Source organism: Candidatus Thalassolituus haligoni (genome assembly GCF_041222825.1).
Taxonomy (GTDB): Bacteria; Pseudomonadota; Gammaproteobacteria; order Pseudomonadales; family Oceanobacteraceae; genus Oceanobacter; species Oceanobacter antarcticus.
This window is the reverse complement of sequence record NZ_CP139482.1, coordinates 400,076-422,403: the sequence shown is the minus strand read 5'-3', so window position 1 is coordinate 422,403 and position 22,328 is coordinate 400,076. Positions and strand designations below refer to the sequence as shown.

Genomic DNA, 22,328 nt, shown 5'->3' with positions numbered 1-22,328 from the left:
TCACAGCACAGCCAACAAGTGAGCCTCTATCTGTTCAAGATCAGGAATAAACGCGGATTCGCCATCAACACTGATGGCCATCTGATCCATCGCCCCCATTCCCATTACCGCATCAACCTGTTGAATATCCGATTCCAGTACCTTGTTGAGTTTTGGAATGCCTTGCACCAGCATGCCGAAAAATGGCATCCCGGTATGACGACCAACACCGTTAATCACGGCAAAACGGGCACTGGGGCTTGGACGTGGTGCGGCCGTTCCATTAAGTAATTCGTAGCAAATAACCGGTATACCAACCCCGCGCCACTGAATACTGCCAATGACCCAGTTGACACTGGAGTTCGTGGTCATTAACTGAGAAAAAGGGATAATCTCAGCGACTGTCACGTTAGGAAGCAATAACTGTCGGTCGTGCAGCTGCATCATCAGGCACTCAACCTGACCGGGTTGTTCAATGCTGGCAGGTGTCTGGCTCATGGGTGTTCATCCAGTGATTCTTGAGTCTATTCACCAGCTGGTTAGCCAGCTGGAACGGGGTGCCATGAAAAGTGACCAGGCCTGTAGCGAGCGCACTTTCAGGCATTGATGCATTGGCACAGGTCGCCGGGGTTTGCACCCAGATCGGCAGTTGCCTTTCAGGTAAAGCCGTCAGTGCTTCCGAGCCATCATTACCCATGCCGCTGAACAGGATAATACCCGTCCGAGCCTGAAAATACCGGTGCACGTTTAATATGACCTGATCAATCGATGGACCGTACGGGCCTGGCCAGTCATGATGTGTCGATACTAACCGGCCTTCAGCTTCAAAACCAAATTCATCGGTAATCGGAGCAACCAGCACATCCCCATGAGTCAATTGACGGCCTTCCTGAAACAGACATAACTTGAGCTCAGAGTGGCGGCCAATGGTCGCAGACAGTGTTTCTTCAAAGCGGCAATCAATATGTTGGGCATAGACAAAAGCAACGGGCAGTCCGGCAGGCAGAGCATCAAGAAAGTTTTTGACGGCACCGGGGCCACCCAAAGACGCGCCCAAAACCCAGATTTCGTCTGCCGGTTTGCCGGTCAATGCCAAGTTTGCGAAGATTTTCGGCAGCAGGATGCGGCTAGGTTGAGCGCTAACCGGAGCAGAAAGGCGTTCCAGGCTGGCGGCACTTTCACCCGCCAGCGGCTTTCCTGGCACAATCTCCTTTAACTTCTGGTACAGGCGTTTTTGCCAGCGTGGCAATGTTGTACTACCCCGAGGAGGCGCTTTTTCAAACCCCACCAGCACCGGGATCGGGCCATGTATCAGTTCATCCAGCCAGTCTGACAGCTCATCATCATTATCACGATTGATATCGATCAGCCAGACATCCAGCGACAAGCCACGACCCCGAATCAACTCCATGCGCGACGGGTCAGCACTGACGATTACTTCAAAGCCAAAATGTGCCATGGCCGCCTGCAACATATGCTGCTGCAGGCGGTCGTCAGCGATAATGCCAACCCGAGGCAATATCACCTAGTTACCCTCACGCCCCAACAGCCGATTCATGGTTGCCAGCAGCAACTCTTCCTGGAAAGGCTTGCCCAGATATTCATTCACACCGATCGCCATCGCCCGATCACGGTGTTTGTCTCCGGTACGGGATGTAATCATGATAATCGGGATCGATTTCAGACGTTCATCGTGGCGTACCAGTGAGGCGACCTCAAAACCGTCCATGCGCGGCATTTCTATATCCAGCAACATCAGATCCGGATGATGATCCTGCAACGTCGCCATCGCGTCCACTCCGTCACTGGCGGTAAACACCTCCAGACCATGACGTTCCAGTAGCCGCGTGGTTACCTTGCGTACCGTTACCGAATCATCCACTACCAGCACCCGAGGGGCCCTGGCCGCCTGCTCATGACGTTGCTCAGCCATTCTGGCATCAAGCAGTTTCGCCTGCTGATATTCCAGCGACGTCTGACTCCGAATCATGGCGGGCAGGTCAAGAATAATCACCACGCTACCGTCACCCAGAATGGTTCCGCCTGATACTCCCATAACAGAAGCAAACTGGGGACCCAAGGCCTTTACCACGATTTCACGGCTGCCCAGGAGTGAATCAACCTGTAAGGCATACGGCACAACCCCGTTAATCAACAAAATGGGCAACGGCAGGTTCTGATTCACAACCTTGGGCTGGGATTCATTTTCGAGCATGACACCAAGATACTCCAGGCGATAATCCTGCCCGGAATATTGGTACTGCCGGTCTTGTGACGGTAACTGGTAGTAGCCCTGCAGCTCATTACCTGATGCCCTGACAATGCCCTGAATATTATTCAGAGGGATCGCGTACAAATCGTCACCAATCCGAACCATCAGCGCCCGGTTAACCGATACAGTGAATGGTAAACGGACAACAAAGCGTGTACCGGCCCCCTCTTCAGAGAGAATTTCGACCGTACCACCCATTTGTTTGATTTCAGTACTGACAACGTCCAAACCCACGCCACGCCCGGAAATCTGGGTGACATTTTTCGCCGTCGAGAAGCCAGCCTGCAGAATAAACTGCAACAGGTCGTGATCGGATACCCGTGCATCTTGCGCCAGTAAACCACGCTCAATCGCCTTGGCTCGAACGGCTTCACGGTTAATACCTTTACCATCATCACGCAAAGTCAGTACAACGTCGCTGCCTTCGCGGCTGACGGCCAGATCAATGGTACCAATATCCGGCTTGCCCGCCACACGACGGTCTTCGAGTGATTCTATACCGTGGTCAACGGCGTTACGCACCATATGCTCAAGCGGAGAAATCATCCGTTCAAGAATGGTACGGTCGAGCTCGCCTTCAGCATTCAAGACCCGGAATTCGACCTGTTTGTCGAGTTCCAGACTCACCTGCCGCACAATCCGGCGTAACCGCGGAACCAGGCGCTGAAAAGGCACCATCCGCGTCTTCATCAAACCTTCCTGCAATTCGGTGTTTACCCGGCTCTGTTGTAGCAGCAAGGTTTCCGCATCACGGGTTTTATTTGACAGCGTGTCCTTGATATCAAGCAAATCCGAGGCGGATTCAATCAGGGCACGTGACAGCTGTTGAATCGTGGAATAACGATCCATTTCCAGCGGGTCAAAGTCTTCGTATTCCGGGCCATGGCGCTCTTGACGAAATAACACCTGGGCTTCGGTTTCGATATCCAGACGGCGTAACTGGTCGCGCAAACGATCCAGCGTACCTTCCATTTCTTCCAGCGTATGAGAGAAGTCAGTCACCTGTTGTTCCAGACGACCACGACCAATTGAGGTTTCACCGGCGAGGTTGACCAAATCATCCAGCAAATCGGCTGAGACCTTGACCAGTTCTTGAGGCGCACGCCGCGCTGCAACCTGTTGCGCGGCTTCGGCAACCGACGCTGGCACAGCCGCCGCTGTTACCGGAGCCATTGTCGTACGTAGCGGCACCACATTACTGGCTGTGGGTTCGGCGCTTGCGCTTGCTACAGGGACAGGGACAGGGACAGGAGCTGACTCTGGCGCAGGGTGTTCTTCAATTCCAGGATCATCATCCTCGGCTTTTACCGCTGCTGACACGGACTTCTGATCCGCTTCGTCCGCTTCCGCATCGTCCAATTCAGGGTTGGCAAACCACTTTTCCACAGATGGATTGTCAGACCACTGATCCAGCGGTGCCGACTCAACACTGGTGTCGCCAAGCAATACCATTTCGCCCGATTGCAGCATGGTACCAATTCGTTCGATCTGTCGGGCCAGAGCATCCTGCTCCTGATAGGCAGATTTGAAGAACTCCGGATCCGCATTCAGGTACCCTTGCTGCACCCGCAGGATACGACTTTCAAATTCATGCGCCTGATCGCCGATAGCCACCAGACCAGCAAGACGTGCACCGCCTTTGAAAGTATGCAATACGCGCTGAGCTTCGTTCGCAGGCTCCATGTTGGTCGGTGTTTTTTCCCACTCCTGCACCGCCTGATCCAGCGCTTCATACAGCTCGGCAGCTTCGTCCAGAAATATCTCAAGAATTTCCCGGTCACTTTCGTCCAGCGATTCGGACTTGACCAGATCAACGGCAACCGCAGAATCATCAAGATCCTCCAGCGCCCCAGCCTCAGTGACATCGGATGCATTTGGGTCGTGTACCACTTCCCCCTGCATATACGCTTTCAGGGAAAGCAGGATACTGTCTGCTGACCGGGGCACTTGAGCATGACGAATGCTGTCCAATTGGCCACCCAGATCATCATGGGCTGCCTGCAACAGGGTAAACAACCCCGGCTCTACCCCCAGGCGACCATTGTTGATCCGTTCGTACAGTGTTTCGAGATCATGGCACAGCTCGGCTACTTCTGCCTGCTCAGCCATCCGAGCGCCACCCTTGAGGGTGTGAAGATCCCGTTGCAAATGCGCCACGTTGACCAGGTTATCAGGCGCGGTGCGCCAATCCCCCAGAACCCGGTCAACGGATTCAATAATTTCTTCGGCTTCTTCCAGAAAGATTTCGAGAATTTCTTCGCTGCCGTCATCAACCAGCATGGCTGGCGGAACATCTTCGACGATCCATTCCGGTGCTGCAGCCGTCAGCGGGCTAGTTACGGTCGACTCAGATTCTGGAATTGTTATTGAGTCGTCCAACTGCCGCAGATCATGCTCCGCAACAATATGGCCGTCATTATTGCCGTCATTACCGTCCGCGCTCCCCTGCAGCAGGCCATGGTCATGGTCTGTTGCTGGCTCCTCTACTTCAGGCAAATCAATAGGCGCCTCAAGCTCAAATTGCTCGTCATCGACAATGTCATTGTTACTTAATAACTCGGCAAAGGTGTCATCAACAACAGGGACGCTGCTCAGCAGTGTTTCAAGATCCTGTTCCGGGTACGATTCTCCCAAGGACTCGATACTTTTCTGCAGTTCATGTTCTACCGCCAGATTTTCTGGCGGTAATTGCCATTCTGCAGCGCTGTCGGACACATCCGGCAAAGATAGGCTATCCTCTGCCTCTGGTGTCTCAACAAGATCTTTGGTATCCGTTGTCTCCGGGTTATCAAACGCTTCCCGATGCTCTTCACGGACCGGATCATCCAGCTCAAAAGCACTTCCGAGATCACTGAAATCCACTTCCGGCCCATCAACATCCAGACGCTGCGGCACAAAAGGTTCAGCGGACAGTAACGGTAATTCTTCGTCAGCCGGCTCTTCCCTGGAAGCGGCATCCGTTGATACCCACTCGACTTCAAAACCTGCCTCTTTCGTATCATCAGCATTAACAACAGCAGTTATATCTTCTGCGACGTCTGGCTCGTCGAGAACAAATTCAATCTCCAGATCCGCAACATTGCTTACGTCGCTTTCAGGCAGCTGTATTTCAATCTCGTCCGATACATCAGCAATAATCCTGCTGTCTTCAACGGCATCGCTCTTTTCTTCCTCTGCCTGAAAATCGATTTCAGTTTCAACAACATCCCATTCAAACGGGGCCGGAGGCACGGCGTCTACTGCCTCATTTTCGACCGTATCGGTATCTGCTTCGAACGCAGCCGTTACTGATAAAACGGGAATCGCATCAGCGGAAGGGATATCTCCCTCAGACAAGACCGGCGCTTCACCAAAAGGGGCGTTGTCACCATCACCCTCTGCTCCAGCAGCATCAGTCAGCCAGGCTTCCAGCAGATGGGTAACGCCTAAAATCCGGTCAAGAATAATCGGCCGCTCCAGTACCTGACCAGCGGCCAGGCAGTCCATCATGTTTAACAGTTGCTCCTGACCTTCCATCGCCAGTTCAGCCCAGTTATTTTGCTCTGCGGCCTGGGTTTCCGCCCCGGCTTTACTGGCCTGTTGGTAAAAACCGTGCAGCCCTGTCGCCAACTCATGAATGCGTGGTTGTTCCGCCTGGTCTGCACCATCGGCGACTTCAACAAGATCATTACACAGGGCATCAAGCACACCAAAGTCACCGGTCTGCTGCCACTTTCTAAGTAATAAATCAGCCTCCAGCAGAGAATCCATGCCATTCGCCAGAAATTGCGAAATAGCCTGAGGATTGGGAGTCTTGATGATCGCACCATCATCCAGCAGCAGTGCCGCTAGCAACGACTTTTCAACATCTTCAATGCGGTGAAGATAGCCTTGTTCTTCTTCGGTCAGATTACGGTGCAGTCCGGCCTTGTTCTGCAAGGCAGTCGCTATCAATGCTGTTCCAGCGGTGATCAGATCGACCAGCAACTCACTGTTACTCACCTGGTAGGCACGTAATTCCTTGAACAGGCGTTCGAGCGGCGCAGCAAGATTGGCAATGGCACTGATACCCGCCATATGGGCACTGCCCTTGAGGGTATGCAGAGCACGCTGAACCCGGTCGCCAAGCGGATTTTCAAAATGATGCAAGCGGGATTCGGCAATAAATTCATTTACCGTATCCAGATGGCCATTCGCTTCCTGTACAAATACTTCCAGTAAGGCACTGTCGTCATCCGGTTCATGGCCAACATCTGACAGCTGTTCTACTGTAGTCGATGTTGTGCCAAGGACTTCAGCCAGGTCTGGCACCGCCATTCCTGCAGCCAAGGCATAGGCATAGTCCATCAACGGTTGAGTATCGATACTGGGCCCACCACGTTGGCGGAAGTCATCAATCAGTGCTGGCAACACACTCATTACATGCTCAACAATATCAATCAGGTTATCACTGGTTGAAATGGTCTTGTCGATCACCCGATTGAACATGTTTTCAATCGACCAGGCCAACTCGCCAATAATCAGTGCCTGAACCATGCGTCCACTCCCTTTGAGAGTATGGAACGCACGCCTGACAGTCGTTAGCGCTTCAGCATCGGAGATATCCCGTTTGTACTGAGGCCAGTATTCTTTCAGGGTTTCGGTAACTTCTTCTGCTTCTTCCAGGAAGATTTCAATAATCTCATCGTCGATAAGATCATCAACATCATTAACAATAAGATCTGCCACCGATACAGGAGCCGGTGGAAGCAAAGACCGTTTGGCTGCAGTACCGAGTTCAACACCCACCACCGCAGCAGGCGTACTCTTCATGCCGACGTCGTTAACGACGTCGGCATCTTCGGTGTCATTTAGTGAAGTACTGGCCGTCAGGTCATCCTTGTCTGCTTCCGGCGCTGACGTTATTTGCAGCTCTGGCTCTGGCTCTGGCTCTGGCTCTGGCTCTGGCTCTGGCTCTGGCTCTGGCTCTGGCTCTGGCTCTGGCTCTGGCTCTGGCTCTGGCTCTGGCTCTGGCTCTGGCTCTGGCTCTGGCTCTGGCTCTGGCTCTGGCTCTGGCTCAACAGTATTGGCATCTGTCGCAGCCAGTACAGCACTTTCTTCAAACGGAGCGCTTTCATCCGGGAGTGCCGACGGTGCTGTTTCGGCCAGGCGCGCCTTTTCAGCGTCAGCCTCAACCACCGCAGCGGCACGAACACCCGTGATACTTTCAAGCGATACCCACACGCGTTGGAGAATATCGTCACCAGAGCTGTGTGGATTATCGGTATAGCGTTCAATAAAATACTCTACACCCGATAGCACATCAGCAAAGCTGTCTAGCGTTGTCCAGTCAGAACGCGCTCCAGACTCGATCAGATGTTCAACAAATGGCGCAGCAACATGAAGTATTTCGGCCACATCAGGCAGCGGCACCATACGCAGCGAACCGGCGATTGAATGCAGCAGACCAGGAACGTCGCGCAACTCGTTGGTATTCCACTGATTACCAACGTACGCAATGATCGCGTCCTTAACCTGCTCAAGAACGTTGCGGGCTTCACGCAAAACAGCCTTCTGGGCATCTGTCAGGGCACCGGTTTCACCACTGTCTTCCAGATTGCCTTCCCGAATCATTCCGGACAGCGTAGCCTCAACAAACAACAAGGCACCCGCCACATCAAACAAACGAGTGTTATCAAGAGCACCACATTGTTGCATCTCTTCAAGAACCGACAGTTGTTCTTGTATCACTAGCCGTGGCGCTCCCAGGCCCAGCATCCCCATGGTGTCACTGACTTGTTTCGCTGCAGGCAACACCAGTTGCAAAGATTCAACACTGCCACTGCCGTCACGCATAGCAAAGTCAAGCTTATCCTTGATCGCCGTAATTTCTTCAGCCAATGCCGTCAGAACCTGGCCAACCGTATCCCGGTCAGGGCCTGAAAGAGCATCTCTTTCGCGCTGAATTTCATCTTCTGTCGGCAACGCAGCATCCAGCTGAAATGCTTCCTGTACAGCGGCGATAGCATCACCCTGGACACTGGTTCGGGCGACATAAAACAGCAGGTTTTTGACCAGCTCATCTGACGCCGCCTGATTAAGCACCCGCTCGCCATCGGCGATCAGGTTTTTCAGCATATGATCCAGTTCACGCAACAGCATCTTGGCGCTGGCGGGCATATGTTGCTGGCCAATCAACCACTCACTGAACGCCATCGCTGGCTGCCAAACCACACCAAACGGCGTATGCCCGAGCGCATTGTGTAACCGACTGAAAACTTTCAGCAGATATTCCTTGGCGACCTCGGGTTTTTTATTCTGTAGTAACTGCGATGTTGCCGCCTGCAACATCTGACGAACCTTGCGAATCCATTGCTGAAAATCGGCATTGGTAAAACGTGCAAGCTGCGCCGGTGTCAATACCGCCCGGCGTTGCATCCGAGGGCTGAAGAGTGCGGTTTCAGACAGCAGGTTTTCCCCGCGAGCGGAGCGCAGTTCATTCAGGATAGGGAGTAATACAACAGGAAGGTCTCGTCGACCAACCTGGATGTGATCCAGATAGTGGGGCAGCTGAATAATGGCCTGCATCAGTACTTCCAGACCATCTCGTTCATTTCTGAGCTGACCATCCGCCAGCGCAGCCGCAACCGCTTCCATTTCCTCTGCCAACAAGGCGGCACCATAAAACTCCACCATCTGGAGCGTGCCATGAACCTGATGCAGGTAACTGAAGCAGAACTTCAGTCTGCTGTTGTCCTGGGGGTTTTCACCATAAGCTTCCAGTGATTGCTGGGCTTGCTGGAGTGTTTCCTGGATTTCCCCTTTCACCCATTCCAGGGCGATGTAATCCTGACTCATCGCCGTTTGCTCTCCCTGTTAGAATCGTTTTGCTTACGGACAAATGCTGTCAACTTGCCACCACCAACCGGCTCAACCAGAGGGTTACGCCAGTCTACAATTTCGCCAAGACCAATCACCAGAATGCCACCTGGAACCAGCCGTTCGGCAAGTACATTGAGAATCTCCCGACGCCGCCAGCGCCGGAAATAAATCAGCACATTTTGGCAATAGATCACATGCTGGGACTGCAGCGGAAATGCGGAAAGATTCAGTAGATTCACCTGAGTAAAGCAGCAACGCTGACGAACTGTATCGGTCACCTGCATATGACCGTCGTCAGTACGGAGGCAGTATTGGTCGCGGTGGCTGTCTGGTATCCAGCCGAGGGCAGACAGTTGATAACTGGCAGCTCGCGCCTTGCGCAAGGCAAAGGTGGATATGTCCGTCCCCGTCACCGCATATTGGCGCCCTGCGGGAGTCAGGTATTGATCAGCAACCATGCCCAGGCTGTATGCCTCTTCTCCAGATGAACAGCCTACACTCCACATTTCAAGCGTTTGGCCCGCCGCCAAAGTATTGGCCATTTTCTGGATATAATTACCAACAAACTCGAAGGCATCCGGATCCCGAAAAAAACGGGTCTCTTGCACAGTCAGTCGATCCACCAGGGTATTCCACTCAATAGCACCTGATGGGCCACTGACCACCTTGCTGTAATACTCGGAGTAATCGCTGCATGCAATTTCACGCATCCGAATACCCAGGCTGGTTTGCAGAAAAGTCCGCCGCTGAACGGGCATACACATACCCGTTCGCTCTTCCAGCAGAGCTTGCCAACGAACAAACTGGTCGTCGTTAAGCTCTGGCATAGTGCTGACAGCAGGACGAATCTGATGATTCATAAGGAGTCTCAACCAGGACTGTTATCACAGAACCTGTTGTTGCTCCATATCCAGATCTGCTTCAGGCAGCTTGAAGCCCGCTACAGACTCACGCAGTTTGTTGGCCATTTCAGCCAGGTTACCAATCGATTTCGCGGTAGCCGTGGTACCAGCAGAAGTCTGCGAGGTAATTTCCTGGATTACATTCATCGTGTTGGAAATATGACCAGCAGAAGAGGCCTGTTGACGGGCAGCGTTGGAGATGTTCTGAATCAGTTCCGCCAAGTTTTTCGATACGTTCTCGATTTCTTCCAGGGCCACACCGGCGTCTTGCGCCAGACGGGCACCCCGTACCACCTCGGTGGTGGTCTGTTCCATCGAGATTACCGCTTCGTTGGTATCGTTCTGAATCGTTTTAACCAGTGCTTCAATCTGCTTGGTTGCAGCGGCTGAACGTTCTGCCAGGCGCTGTACTTCGTCCGCTACCACCGCGAAGCCCCGACCTGCGTCACCGGCCATGGATGCCTGAATCGCAGCATTAAGAGACAGAATGTTGGTTTGGTCAGCAATATCGGTAATCAGCGAGATGATGTCACCAATCTCCTGCGAGGACTCACCCAGTCGTTTAATCCGTTTGGACGTTTCCTGAATCTGCTCGCGGATGTTATCCATGCCGTTGATCGTCGCCTGTACCACTTCGGCGCCCTTGTTGGCGATGGCTACCGAACGTTCCGCTACCGCAGAGGATTCAGAGGCGTTGGCAGATACCTGGTCAATGGAAACCGCCATTTCGTTGATCGCCGCCGAGGCGCCGGCAATTTCCTGGGCCTGGTGCTCAGAAGCCTCAGCAAGGTGCATCGCAGTGGCCTGGGTTTCCTGGGCTGCTGAGGATACCTGTACCGCTGTTTCGTTAATCGCCGATACCAACGAACGCATCTGGTCGATGGCGTAGTTAATAGAGTCAGCAATCGCACCGGTAAAGTCTTCGGTTACCGTCGCAGAGGCAGTCAAGTCACCATCGGCAAGGTCAGCAATTTCGTCGAGGAGTCGCAAAATCGCCATCTGGTTCTGCTGGTTCTGGCTTTCCGTTTCTTCCAGATCGCGACGGGTTGACTGATAAGACAAATAACCCAGAGCAATCATGATCATGATAGCGAACACTGCAGCACCGTATCCCAGCGCCTGCAGCACCGCTCGTTCGTCGGCTTCAGTAAGAATGGTTTCGGTCAGTTCTGATGTCTGGTTCAGCAACACTCGAGAATTAACAAAGATGCTGTCGGATGCCTCACGAACCTGGAACAGTTCCGGCGACGTTTCAAGAATCTCGTCTACTGATCCGGATACGAATTCAAACAATTCGGAAACTTCAGAGAGAGCCAGTACCGCTTCATCGTCCGTTACCTTGGAAATATTCATCGCCACGTTGCCCTGCACCATGCCGTTCAGTACCCGACCAAACAGCGAGGCATCCCGGCCAAACGCATCGGCCGCCATGACAGCGTCTTCGCCACCGGTCAACACTTTGTTAACAGAACGAACAATCCGCTCCGCCAACCAGGATTGACGCTGGGCTACCGCCACCTGGTCAGCAGGCGCGTCGTTATCAAGTAAAATTTCTACAATCTCATCGTATTCCACCTGCAGCTGGGGAATCGTTTCTGAGAGCGTCGCGGCAACTTCATGCAGAGAAAGGATAATATCCTGGGCGCGAATAATCTGGTCGGCGTTTTGGCTGACACCATCCCAGACTTGCTGCACGTTGGTCATCGTCGCCACTTCTGCCGGTTCGAGGCCGGTCTCTGGATTACCATTGTTCAGATAATTCCAGCGAAGTTCAAACTTGTCACGGGCCACCCGCAGCTGCTCGAACGCTTCACGGTTACCGGACGCCGCTTCCACGGCGTTGGTCGCCATTTCCTGCGACAACACCCGCAACTCGCCAGCATGTTCAATGTATTGTTCATCCCGGTTCTGCAAACTGTTTACATAGACCGTGATACCAATAAACAAGCCAAGACATGTGACCAGCAGCACTGCCAGAACACCATTGACTCCGTTCTTCAAAACCGTCGAAAAGACGTTACCAGCTTTCGAACTCATGCCCTTGTCTCCACACTTACTGCATGCATTATCCTGGCGCCCCGAATGGAGTCACCTCAGAACCCGGTCAAACCGCGATCTGCATAAACTCCGGGGATTGAATCAGTTCGTCAATACGGAAAATCGACCAGACCTTTTCATTCCGGTCAAAGCCGTGGCGAGTGTATTTTTCCAATGCCGGGTCGACCTGAGCCAATTCGCTCATGGTATCCATCGGAAACTGCTGCATCCCCAACACAGCATCCACCAGCAAACCCGTCAATACATCGCCCTGCTCTACCACCAACACCCGACGGGAACGCCAGTTAGCCTTACCTGTCAACCCCAGCATGCCAGCCAGATCCATGACTGGAACAAGACGGCCTCGAACATTGGCCACGCCCAGTACCCAGCTACGAACACCGGGTACCTTGGTCATCCTGGGAGGCTGCAATATTTCTGCTACCTGCCCCATATCTGCCACAAACTCGTAACCTGCCAGCATAAAACCGACACCCCGCCAATAGGTAACAACCTCGATCTGCTGTGGCAGCTCAGAGGCATTACGGCGACTGCGTTCGGCAATGCTGACGAGCAGCGCAAATGGGCTCATCGCTACTTGGCCATAACCGAATTGATTTCAGACAGCAAAATGCTTTCCGACACCGGTTTCACCAGATAGCCACAGGCGCCCTGACGCTTGCCCCACACCCGGTCAGTTTCCTGATCTTTAGTGGTCACGATAATAACCGGAATTTCTGCGGTTTCTGCGTCCTTGGTCAGCTGACGGGTCGCCTGAAAACCATTCAGTCCAGGCATGACAATATCCATCAGTACTACGTCCGGCTTTTCCTGTTTTGCCAGCGCCACGCCGTCCGCACCATTTTCGGCGGTGAGGACTTCATGACCATTTTTCTCCAGCATGGAACGAAACACTTCGGTTTCTGTTGGAGAATCGTCTACTACCAGAATGCGAGCCATGCTTGGTACCCCTTAATGCTTCGCGTGCTTATCTTATGATTTTACGTATTGCCGGATAGAACCCAGCAGCTCGTCCTTACTGAACGGCTTGGTGAGATATTCGTCAGAACCTACAATGCGGCCCTTTGCCTTATCGAAAAGACCGTCTTTACTTGAAAGCATGATCACTGGCGTGGACTTGTACTTGGAATTGTTTTTTATCAGCGCGCAGGTCTGATAGCCATCCAGGCGCGGCATCATAATATCGACAAAAATAATATTCGGGCTGGTGTCTGCGATTTTGGCGAGGGCATCAAAGCCATCGGTTGCCGTAATCACCTCGCAGCCTACTTTTTTCAGCAGCGTCTCTGCTGTGCGACGAATGGTCTTGCTATCGTCGATGACCATCACTTTGATATTTTGAAAGTTGTCGTCCATATAAGGGCCTTAACCATCCGATCGTTAATTGCTGTTTCCGGCCGCGACCGCATGCGTGTGACGTTACGGTGCACTTTTGTATCACACATTAATGTACCAAGCTATAAGGTTCCCATGTCAAAACTGTTTCACCGAACAGAGACCTGATTGATATAGAATCCAGATCAGACTTTTATTGCGGGGAAAACAGAATGGCCAGAAAACTCGGGGTTGTCATGGATCCCATTGATACCATCAGCGTCAAGAAAGACACATCGCTCGCCTTGCTGAACGCAGCACAAACACTTGGCTGTGAGCTTTTTTACATGGAACAGGCCGACTTGTATATTGACACAGGCCGCGCAATGGCGCGAATGGCCCCTCTGAGCGTCAGTCTGGATCCCGACCACTGGTTTGATCTTGGCGAATGGCAACACCAGCCGTTAACCGATCTCGACATTGTACTAATGCGTAAGGATCCGCCCTTTGATGGCGAATTTATCTACAGCACTTATATTCTGGAACTGGCGGAACAAGCGGGCGTGCTGATCGCCAACAAACCCCAAAGCCTGCGTGATTGTAATGAAAAAGTGTTTGCCACGCACTTTCCTGAGTTGATGAGCCCCACCATGGTGACTCGCAGCGCCGATCTGCTGCGGCATTTTCATCAGCAACACAAGGATGTCATTTTCAAGCCCCTTGACGGTATGGGCGGCTCCTCGATCTTTCGTCTCAGACAGGATGATCCGAATGTCAGCGTTATCATTGAAACCCTGACCAACCACGGCCGCCAACAAATCATGGCGCAAAAATTCATCCCGGATATTACCGAGGGTGACAAGCGCATCCTGATGATTGACGGCGAACCGGTGCCTTACTGCCTGGCCCGTATTCCGGCCAAAGGAGAAACCCGAGGCAACCTGGCGGCGGGTGGCCGTGGTGAAACACGCCCCCTGTCAGATAACGATTTTGCCATCGCCAGACAGATCGGCCCGGAATTAAAAAAACGGGGCTTGTATTTTGTTGGTCTGGATGTGATTGGCAGCTGCCTGACGGAAATCAATGTCACCAGTCCGACCTGCGTGCGGGAAATCAGCCGCGATTCTGGCATTGATATCGCCAGCCAGCTGATCTCAACATTATTGGCAAAACTCGACTGATTCACTGAATCAGTCAGTATCGACAGGTGTTGATCCCCGGCAGGTGGACAAAAGCCGGGGATCAGCGCAGACTGCGCAGTCATTGCCACCCGCCATTTTTAACCGAAGCCGTTCTGCGACAGATACCCCCATGACTGCTGCCGTTGTCTCCAGTTCCGATCGTCTAGTTTTTGCCCTGTTTCTGGCCTTGCTGATTCACGCCATGATTGTATTGGGTGTCAGCTTCAGTCCAGACGACCGCAGCAATCTGTCAAAAACACTCGAAGTTACCCTGGCCAGCTATCGCAGCGACAAGGCACCGGAAAAAGCCGACTTTCTCGCCCAGGAAAACCAGGAAGGTAGCGGCACGGAAGAAGATGCCCGTATGCTGACAACCGACGTCAAGGCACCTTTCCAAAGTAACGACATTACTCCTGCCTCAGTGCAGAAGCAGGAAGTATCCGCCCCCAAAGCTATTGCCAACACGCCATCTCCAGTAACCACCACTGCGGCCAGCACCATCAAGGCCATCAGTCGCGAAAAACAACCACCCGCCGAAGCCAAACCGGTTCCCGAAGGCCCGCAAAAAATGCTGTTGCAGCGCAGCCTGGAAATGGCCAGCCTGGAAGCCAAACTCGACAGTATGCGCCAGGCCTATGCCAAACGACCGCGAGTCCAGCGCCTGACGGCAGCCTCAACCATGAAGGCCAGCGACGCCTACTATGTCAATTCCTGGCGCAGCAAAATTGAAAAGATGGGCACACTCAATTACCCGAAAGAAGCAGAGAACTGTTTTGATAACTGTCGCCTGAGAGTGTTGGTGTCTATTAACCCGAATGGCACTATCAACGACCTTGAAATCCTCGAATCGTCTGGCCGCAAAGTGCTCGACGATGCAGCGCTGCGCATTGTGCGCATGTCGGCCCCTTTTGCCCCGTTTACCGACGAGATGCGCAAAACCACCGACATCCTCGAAATCATCCGTACCTGGCAATTCAAGGGTAACCGTTACCTCTCGGAAGGCTCCTGATGAAAGAACTCAACAGCCTCGGCAACCAGCTGCTGATCGCCATGCCGCAACTGCAAGACAGCTGGTTTGAAAGCGCCGTCATTTACCTTTGTGAACACGATCAGGATGGCGCTATGGGACTGGTGCTAAACAAGCCGCTCGATGTCGATTTTGCCGCCGTTTGTGAACAACTGGCGATTACTCGCCATCAAGACATTAACGCCGTTATGCTCGGCGGTGGCCCCGTCGGCACAGAGCAGGGCTTTATCCTGCATCAACAGCCCGGCCACTGGAATGCCACCGAAACCATCAGCGCCTTTGCCCACCTGACTTCCTCCAAAGACATTTTGACAGCCATTGGCCAGGGGGCCGGGCCGGATAACTACCGACTAGCACTGGGTTATTCCGGTTGGGGCCCAGGGCAACTGGATGAGGAAATTCTCGGCAATAGTTGGCTGACCGTTGAAGCCGACGCCGAGTTACTGTTTGACACACCTCCAGAAACACTTTATCAGGCTGCACTGAACCGCCTGGGTGTCAGCGGCTCAGCCTTGTCTGCCCAGATAGGCCATGCCTGATGAGTCACATTCCTGCTCGTGTCATGCAAGTCATGGCGTTTGATTTTGGTACCAAACGAATTGGTGTCGCCATTGGCCAACGCCTGACTGGCAGCAGTAGCGCCCTGACACCGCTCAAAGCAAACGATGGCGTACCCAACTGGGATACCCTGACCGCACTGGTCAATGAATGGCAGCCGGATGCCTTTGTGGTTGGCCTGCCATTAAATATGGACGGCAGTGCCAGTGACATGAGCACCCGTGCCGCCAAATTTGCCCGACGCCTGGAAGGCCGTCTGCACAAGCCGTCGTTTACCCACGACGAGCGCCTGACCAGCTATGAAGCCAAAGGCATGGTGATCGCCGATAGCGGTGAGCGCGATTTTGGCCGACACTCGGTTGATGGTCTGGCAGCACAATTGATTCTCGAAAGCTGGATGGGCGAACACCCTCGCCCCGATGACGCGCAGTAACAGGGAGAAGCCCCATGCAATTACCGGATATTCAGCTCGCCTGCAGCACACTGGCAACCGCACTGGGCAGCCACCTGCAGCAACACAAGATTGAACAACCGCTGATCATTGGCATTCGTACCGGTGGCGTCTGGATTGCCGAGCGGCTGCATCAGCAACTGCAACCGCAAGAGCCGCTTTACAGCGTCGACATCAGCTTTTATCGCGACGACTTTACCCGTCACGGCCTGCACCCCGAAGTCAAAGGGTCTGAATTGCCCGACACCATTGAAGACCGCCACGTGGTACTGGTCGACGACGTGATCATGAGCGGCCGCACTGTACGGGCAGCCATCAACGAGCTGTTTGACTACGGTCGTCCGGCCAGCATCACCCTGGTTGCGCTGTTTGATATTGGCCGCCGCGAATTACCGATTCAGCCTGACGTTTGCGCCGCTCGCCTGACGCTCGACGACGGCCAGCTGATCAAGCTCAGTGGCCCGGAGCCATTGGCCATCAGCCTGCTCTGACACTCGTATTCGGGGTGCTCTGGCATCCCACCCGGTTTGGTTACAACACACATGGTTCTCCTATGACAACTGATCCCAGCCAGCTTCAGCTCACTGCAGACGGCAGGCTAAAACACTTTCTGACCACCGAAGGACTCAGCAAGGCATTGCTGACCGAAATCCTCGACACCGCCGATTCCTTTATCAGCACCCAGGAGCGGGCCGTCAAAAAAGTCCCGCTGCTGCGCGGCAAAACCGTGGTTAACCTGTTTTTTGAAAACAGCACCCGCACCCGCTCGACCTTCGAGCTGGCCGCCACCCGCCTGTCGGCCGATATTCTCAACCTCGACATCCAGCGCTCAGCGACTGCCAAGGGTGAAACTCTGATGGACACGCTGTGGAATCTGGAAGCCATGTATAGCGATATGTTTGTCGTCCGTCATGCGGACTCCGGTGCCGCCCACTTTATTGCCGAACAGGTCACCCCCAACGTCGCCATCATCAATGCCGGAGACGGACGCCATGCGCACCCGACCCAGGCAATGCTCGACATGTTGACCATTCGTCGCCACAAGCAACAAATAGAAGGACAGATCGTTGCCATCGTTGGCGATATTCTGCACTCCCGCGTTGCCCGCTCCCAGATCCATGCCCTGTTGGCACTGGGCGCAGCGGAAGTCCGCGTGGTTGGCCCGGCTACCCTGCTGCCGAAAGACATCGAGTCGTTAGGGGCCAAAGCCTACTACGACCTGAATCTGGCATTGCGAGACTGCGACGTGGTGATCATGCTGCGACTGCAAAAAGAGCGGATGCAAAACGCCTTGCTGCCCAGTGAAAGCGAGTTTTTCAAACTCTACGGTCTGACCACCGACAAGCTGGCCCTGGCCAAACCCGACGCCATCGTTATGCACCCAGGCCCGATCAACCGTGGCGTCGAGATTGAATCCGCCGTTGCCGATGGCCCTCAATCCGTCATTCTCAATCAGGTCAGTTATGGAATCGCCGTTCGCATGGCGGTGATGGCCATGGCCATGAGCGGACAACAGGCCAGTCAGCAAGAAGCATCACATTCCGCAGAGGCCGCCGAATGAAATACCTGCATATTCGTGATGCCCGTGTTATTGCACCAGCCCAGCAACTGGATGCCGTCTGTGACCTGTATCTGGCCGAAGGCCGGATTCGCGCCATTGGCCAAAAACCAGCCGGTGGCACCATAGAATCAACCCTCGATGCCCAGGGCCACTGGCTGGTGCCCGGCTTTATCGACCTCAGCAGTTACCTCAACGAACCGGGCTACACCCAGCGCGGCACCATCGCTAGCGAAACCCGGGCGGCGGCGGCGGCGGGATTCAGCCAGGTGTGTGCCCAGCCGTTAACCAAACCCGTTGCTGACAGCCCGGCGGTTATTCAGCTGATGCAAGACAAAGCCAGCAGCGCTGGGTATTCAAGGGTCTTGCCACTGGGGGCACTGACCCAGGGACTGGCGGGCGAGCAGCTGGCGAACATGGTCAGCTTGCGTAATGCCGGCTGTATTGCCCTGAGTAACGCCCGTCAGCCAATCAAGGACAGCTACGTTCTGCGCCGCCTGATGGAATACGCCGCTACCTACGATATTCTGCTGTTTTTATCCGCTGATGACGCCGCACTCTCCAACGGCGGAGTGATGCACGAAGGCCCAACCGCGACCCGCATGGGCCTGGCCGGGATTCCGGAAACGGCCGAAACCATCGCGCTGGCGCAAATCCTGTTACTGGTTGAACAAACCGGTGTACGCGCTCATATCAGCCAACTGAGTTGTGCTCGCAGCGTCAGCATGCTGAACGACGCTCGCCAGCGCGGCCTGCGGGTCAGTGGCGATGTCGCATTAGCCAACCTCTGTTATACCGATGCCCAGGTCAACGGCTACAACAGTCGTTACCACGTGTTACCGCCACTGCGTTGCGAGTCCGATCGACAGGCGCTGCTGGCAGCCATCAACAACGGTGAACTGGCGATTTGTTCCAATCACCAGCCCCACGAAATTGCCGCCAAAAAAGCCCCCTTTGCCGATGCAGCAGCGGGTATGGCCATGTATGACCTGTTTATCGGACTGCTGCTGGAACGGGTCAATTGCGGCGAGCTGACGCTGAATGCAGCACTGTCGGCACTGAGTTCAGTCCCGGCAGCCACGCTCGGGTTACGTTCCGGTTTCGAAGAAGGCCAGCTATTTAATGCCAGCCTGATCAACCCGCAGCAACAGGATAGCTACGGCCGCTCTGGCCAGGTAGTCGCCACCTTTGTTGAGGGTTTCAAAGTCTTCCGGCGTCAACCCTGATGGTTGGTAAACAGCCCGACCAATAAACCGACGCAATCCATACCCAACAAATATATCCAGCAGGGCAGGCCAATCGATACAGGCCTCCTATACTGGATATATGCCCTTACCCATCCCGCTCCCCGATCATTTCCAGCTACGCCAGTGGCAAGACAATTTTTTGCAGCTGAATCAGCAGCGGCTCTCCAATGCCCGCACGCAACTGCACGTGCGACAACAACGACTGCTGGATCTGCTACCGCTGCTGCTGCACGTCAATCACCCACAGTTGCCCGGTTTTGTCGATCATCAGACACCTTGCGGGATTGATCACTACCAGGTCACGGCCAACACCGAACAGGCGTTACGGCATTTGATTCGATCCATCCCGCGCCTGAACCAGGCTCCCCCTGCCCATTACGCCATCGGCGGGCTTTACCTCATGGGCAGCATGGGTTCACTGGCCCAGAACCGCCACAGTGATCTCGATATCTGGGTCTGCCTCAATCAGCCGCTTGACCCGGCACAGCAAGAAAAGCTGCAGAACCGGTGCCAGCGCATCGAGAAGTGGGCCGCCAGCCACAACACCGAAGTACACCTGTTTATTATGGATCTGGAAGAATTCCGTCGAGGCCAACAACAGGCAGCCAGCGGCGAAGACTGTGGTACCAGCCAATACCTGCTGTTGCTGGACGAGTTCTACCGCAGTTCCGTCTGGCTGGCAGGGCGCTACCCGCGCTGGTGGCTGACCCCGGAACAAAGTGCTGGCAACAAAAGCAATTCAACCAGTGATCAATACTGGCAAGAGCTGATCAATCGGCATCAAATCAAGGCCGACCAGTGGCTGCACTTTGGCGACATCAGCACCATTCCGGTGGATGAGTTTTTGGGTGCCGCACTCTGGCAGTTACACAAAGGCATGAGCGGCCCCTACAAGGCGCTGCTGAAACTGCTGCTGTATCGCGAATACGCCAGCCAATACCCGAAGATTCAGCCGTTGTGCCAGGATCTGAAGCACAACATCCACAACAACCGCACCACCAGCCGCGACAGCGATGCCTACCTGCTGATGCTGGAGCGCGTCAGCCAGAGCCTGACCAACCAGCAACCCGCACGACTGGAGCTGATCCGACGGGCGTTTTACGACAAGACCGGTCTCAAACTCAGTCGCCTAACACTGGCTGCACGCCAACAGGACTGGCGCGCCAAACTGATGCAGCAGCTGACGACCGAATGGCAATGGTCAGAAGCGGATCTGTTCGAACATGACAGCAAGGCGCAGTGGTCGCCGCAGCAAGTCTTCCGCGAGCGTAATGACCTGGTGGCCGAATTACTCGGCAGTTACCGCAGTCTCAGCCAATTCAGTCAATGCCATGTCAACACCTTGCACATCAGTCCGACCGATATTCAGACCCTTGGCAATCAGCTGATTGCCGCCTTTGACTCACGACCGGGTAAAATCATCCAGATCAACCCTGGCATCAGCCCATCGCTGGCACAAAGCCAGCTGACCCTGTTGCGCTATCCCGGCGTCTGGCAACTGGCACCGGGGTATTGGCAAAAACCCCCACCGGATCACCGCATTCTGCGCCAAAGTCCAAGCCTGATCGAATTACTCGCCTTTGCCATCAGCAACAGTCTGATCAACCGCGATACCCGCATCAGCTGCTACCCGGACGACGCCATTAGTCGCTACGAATTAACCCGTACTCTGGCCACCCTGGCCGGGCAGATGATACGTCACCGCTCGCTACCCGACTGGTCAAAAGGCCCTGCCATTCAGTCATTAACCGTGTTTATTAACGTCACTACCGACCCACTGGAACGTTACAGCCAGGCTGGCTTACAAAAACTCAGCGACCAGAATGACGCGCTCAACTTCAGCAGCAGCCATCACAATCTGGTTTCAACCATTGATATCCTCGCCTGTAACAGCTGGAACGAATGGCAAGTCTATCGCTTTCAAGGAGAACACGGGCTGAATGAGGCGCTGTGTCTGCTGATGCCATTGCTGGCCGACCGCCAACAGCGAGCCTCACTGGAAATACACAGCTTCAGCAAGCATCGCGCCGCCCGTATTCGCCAGCGTACCTTGCAGTTACTCTCATCCGCCCTCGCCCACTACCGCCGCCGTCAGGGGCGCTTCCTGTATCAGCTGGGTGAACGCTGCTACAGCCTTGAGGCCTGTACACCGGCATCCAAAGACACCGCGCCGCGCTGGCAAGTGATTGCCTTGAATGACACGCCAACCCTGATGACTCACCTGGCGCAACCGGCGTCGCACTTTTGTCCAAGCGCCGTCGATCGCTGGGTGAGCCAACTGCCGCTGCCGCTCAACGAGCTGATGTTGCATTGCCAGCCACGCCGCTGGCAGCTGTTTTATCAGCGTCAGGGAGACCAGCTGGATTTCTATCTGGTCGACGAATGGGCCGCATTAGTGCATCAGCGCATACGCCGGACAGAACTGGCTCACTGGCTGCTACCCACTTTGCGCTTTCTGCGCCGGTTGCAACAACGCTGGCATGGCGACCACCCGCAGTTTGAGGGGCTGGCCCTGTACGAACTGAAAGCACCGACCGATAACAACCGTCCTGCCAGCAGCAGCGAGGCGGCCGGCCTCTGGCAGGTACGGCAGCGGGACATTCCCGTCCTGGCAGAAACGCCCGCTGCCATTGAGCTGACCGCCCGGTTTGATATCGATAACCAGCCAACCCTGTACTGTAACTATGCCGAATTCAGCATCTGGCAACATGGCCAGCATCTCTATCGGGATATCAGCGCCGCCGTTATACAACGACGCAGTCAACAGCAGCACTATCCGTGCTATCTCAGTGACGTCGTCTTCGCCGACCCTGGCAATCAGTTGCTACTGACGCACTGGCAGCAGAAGCAGGTGCTGGAGGCCAAAATCAATCAGGCCATGCAAAGTAACCGCTGAATAACGCCACACGGGTTCTTACCAATCAAGACAGCCTGCACAGGC

The 22,328-nt window shown here is 54.3% G+C and carries 16 protein-coding genes; 8 read left to right on the top strand and 8 right to left on the bottom strand.

From position 1 onward, the window contains the following. From SOJ49_RS01915 to pilG, 8 genes are all read right to left on the bottom strand, one after another. A complete protein-coding gene (locus SOJ49_RS01915; protein ID WP_369856538.1) occupies positions 1 to 477 on the bottom strand; it encodes a chemotaxis protein CheW in 477 nt (158 codons plus the stop codon). Next, positions 452 to 1,504, bottom strand: a complete 1,053-nt coding sequence (locus SOJ49_RS01910) for a chemotaxis protein CheB (protein ID WP_369856537.1) — start codon at positions 1,502 to 1,504, stop codon at positions 452 to 454. Before SOJ49_RS01910 ends, SOJ49_RS01915 begins: the two co-directional genes overlap by 26 nt. Then, positions 1,505 to 9,067, bottom strand: coding sequence for an Hpt domain-containing protein (locus tag SOJ49_RS01905; RefSeq protein ID WP_369856536.1), 7,563 nt, complete (start codon positions 9,065 to 9,067; stop codon positions 1,505 to 1,507). After that, on the bottom strand, positions 9,064 to 9,951 hold the full coding sequence (locus tag SOJ49_RS01900; protein ID WP_369856535.1) for a protein-glutamate O-methyltransferase CheR: 888 nt from the start codon (positions 9,949 to 9,951) through the stop codon (positions 9,064 to 9,066). The genes SOJ49_RS01905 and SOJ49_RS01900 overlap by 4 nt, the downstream gene beginning before the upstream one ends. Before the next feature lie 24 nt (positions 9,952 to 9,975). Further along, positions 9,976 to 12,030: a methyl-accepting chemotaxis protein gene (locus SOJ49_RS01895; protein ID WP_369856534.1), complete on the bottom strand. Its 2,055-nt coding sequence runs from the start codon at positions 12,028 to 12,030 to the stop codon at positions 9,976 to 9,978. A 67-nt stretch (positions 12,031 to 12,097) separates the two neighbouring features. Next, entirely contained in the window at positions 12,098 to 12,622 is a 525-nt protein-coding gene (locus SOJ49_RS01890; RefSeq protein ID WP_369856533.1) for a chemotaxis protein CheW, read from the bottom strand. 2 nt (positions 12,623 to 12,624) lie between these two features. Next, positions 12,625 to 12,990, bottom strand: coding sequence for a twitching motility response regulator PilH (gene pilH / locus SOJ49_RS01885; RefSeq protein ID WP_369856532.1), 366 nt, complete (start codon positions 12,988 to 12,990; stop codon positions 12,625 to 12,627). Between the two features lie 33 nt (positions 12,991 to 13,023). After that, positions 13,024 to 13,407, bottom strand: coding sequence for a twitching motility response regulator PilG (gene pilG, locus SOJ49_RS01880; protein WP_303432905.1), 384 nt, complete (start codon positions 13,405 to 13,407; stop codon positions 13,024 to 13,026). Positions 13,408 to 13,598: 191 nt separating this feature from the next. Between pilG and gshB the strand changes: the two genes are divergently transcribed. The 8 genes from gshB to SOJ49_RS01840 all read left to right on the top strand — a co-directional run bounded on the left by gshB (position 13,599) and on the right by SOJ49_RS01840 (position 22,283). Then, positions 13,599 to 14,546, top strand: coding sequence for a glutathione synthase (gshB, locus tag SOJ49_RS01875; protein WP_369856531.1), 948 nt, complete (start codon positions 13,599 to 13,601; stop codon positions 14,544 to 14,546). A 130-nt stretch (positions 14,547 to 14,676) separates the two neighbouring features. Then, positions 14,677 to 15,555 carry an energy transducer TonB gene (locus SOJ49_RS01870; RefSeq protein ID WP_369856530.1) on the top strand — a complete coding sequence of 293 codons (879 nt, stop codon included), beginning with the start codon at positions 14,677 to 14,679 and terminating at the stop codon, positions 15,553 to 15,555. Beyond that, positions 15,555 to 16,112, top strand: a complete 558-nt coding sequence (locus SOJ49_RS01865; RefSeq protein WP_369856529.1) for a YqgE/AlgH family protein — start codon at positions 15,555 to 15,557, stop codon at positions 16,110 to 16,112. The genes SOJ49_RS01870 and SOJ49_RS01865 overlap by 1 nt, the downstream gene beginning before the upstream one ends. Then, a complete protein-coding gene (gene ruvX, locus SOJ49_RS01860; RefSeq protein ID WP_369856528.1) occupies positions 16,112 to 16,564 on the top strand; it encodes a Holliday junction resolvase RuvX in 453 nt (150 codons plus the stop codon). Before SOJ49_RS01865 ends, ruvX begins: the two co-directional genes overlap by 1 nt. 14 nt (positions 16,565 to 16,578) lie before the next feature. Continuing rightward, the gene (pyrR, locus tag SOJ49_RS01855; protein WP_369856527.1) at positions 16,579 to 17,073 is read left to right on the top strand and encodes a bifunctional pyr operon transcriptional regulator/uracil phosphoribosyltransferase PyrR; all 495 of its coding nucleotides are present in this window, start codon (positions 16,579 to 16,581) and stop codon (positions 17,071 to 17,073) included. A gap of 62 nt (positions 17,074 to 17,135) precedes the next feature. Then, positions 17,136 to 18,143: an aspartate carbamoyltransferase catalytic subunit gene (locus tag SOJ49_RS01850; RefSeq protein WP_369856526.1), complete on the top strand. Its 1,008-nt coding sequence runs from the start codon at positions 17,136 to 17,138 to the stop codon at positions 18,141 to 18,143. After that, entirely contained in the window at positions 18,140 to 19,366 is a 1,227-nt protein-coding gene (locus SOJ49_RS01845) for a dihydroorotase (protein ID WP_369856525.1), read from the top strand. The genes SOJ49_RS01850 and SOJ49_RS01845 overlap by 4 nt, the downstream gene beginning before the upstream one ends. A 100-nt stretch (positions 19,367 to 19,466) precedes the next feature. Continuing rightward, on the top strand, positions 19,467 to 22,283 hold the full coding sequence (locus SOJ49_RS01840; RefSeq protein WP_369856524.1) for a class I adenylate cyclase: 2,817 nt from the start codon (positions 19,467 to 19,469) through the stop codon (positions 22,281 to 22,283). Positions 22,284 to 22,328 lie beyond the last annotated feature (45 nt).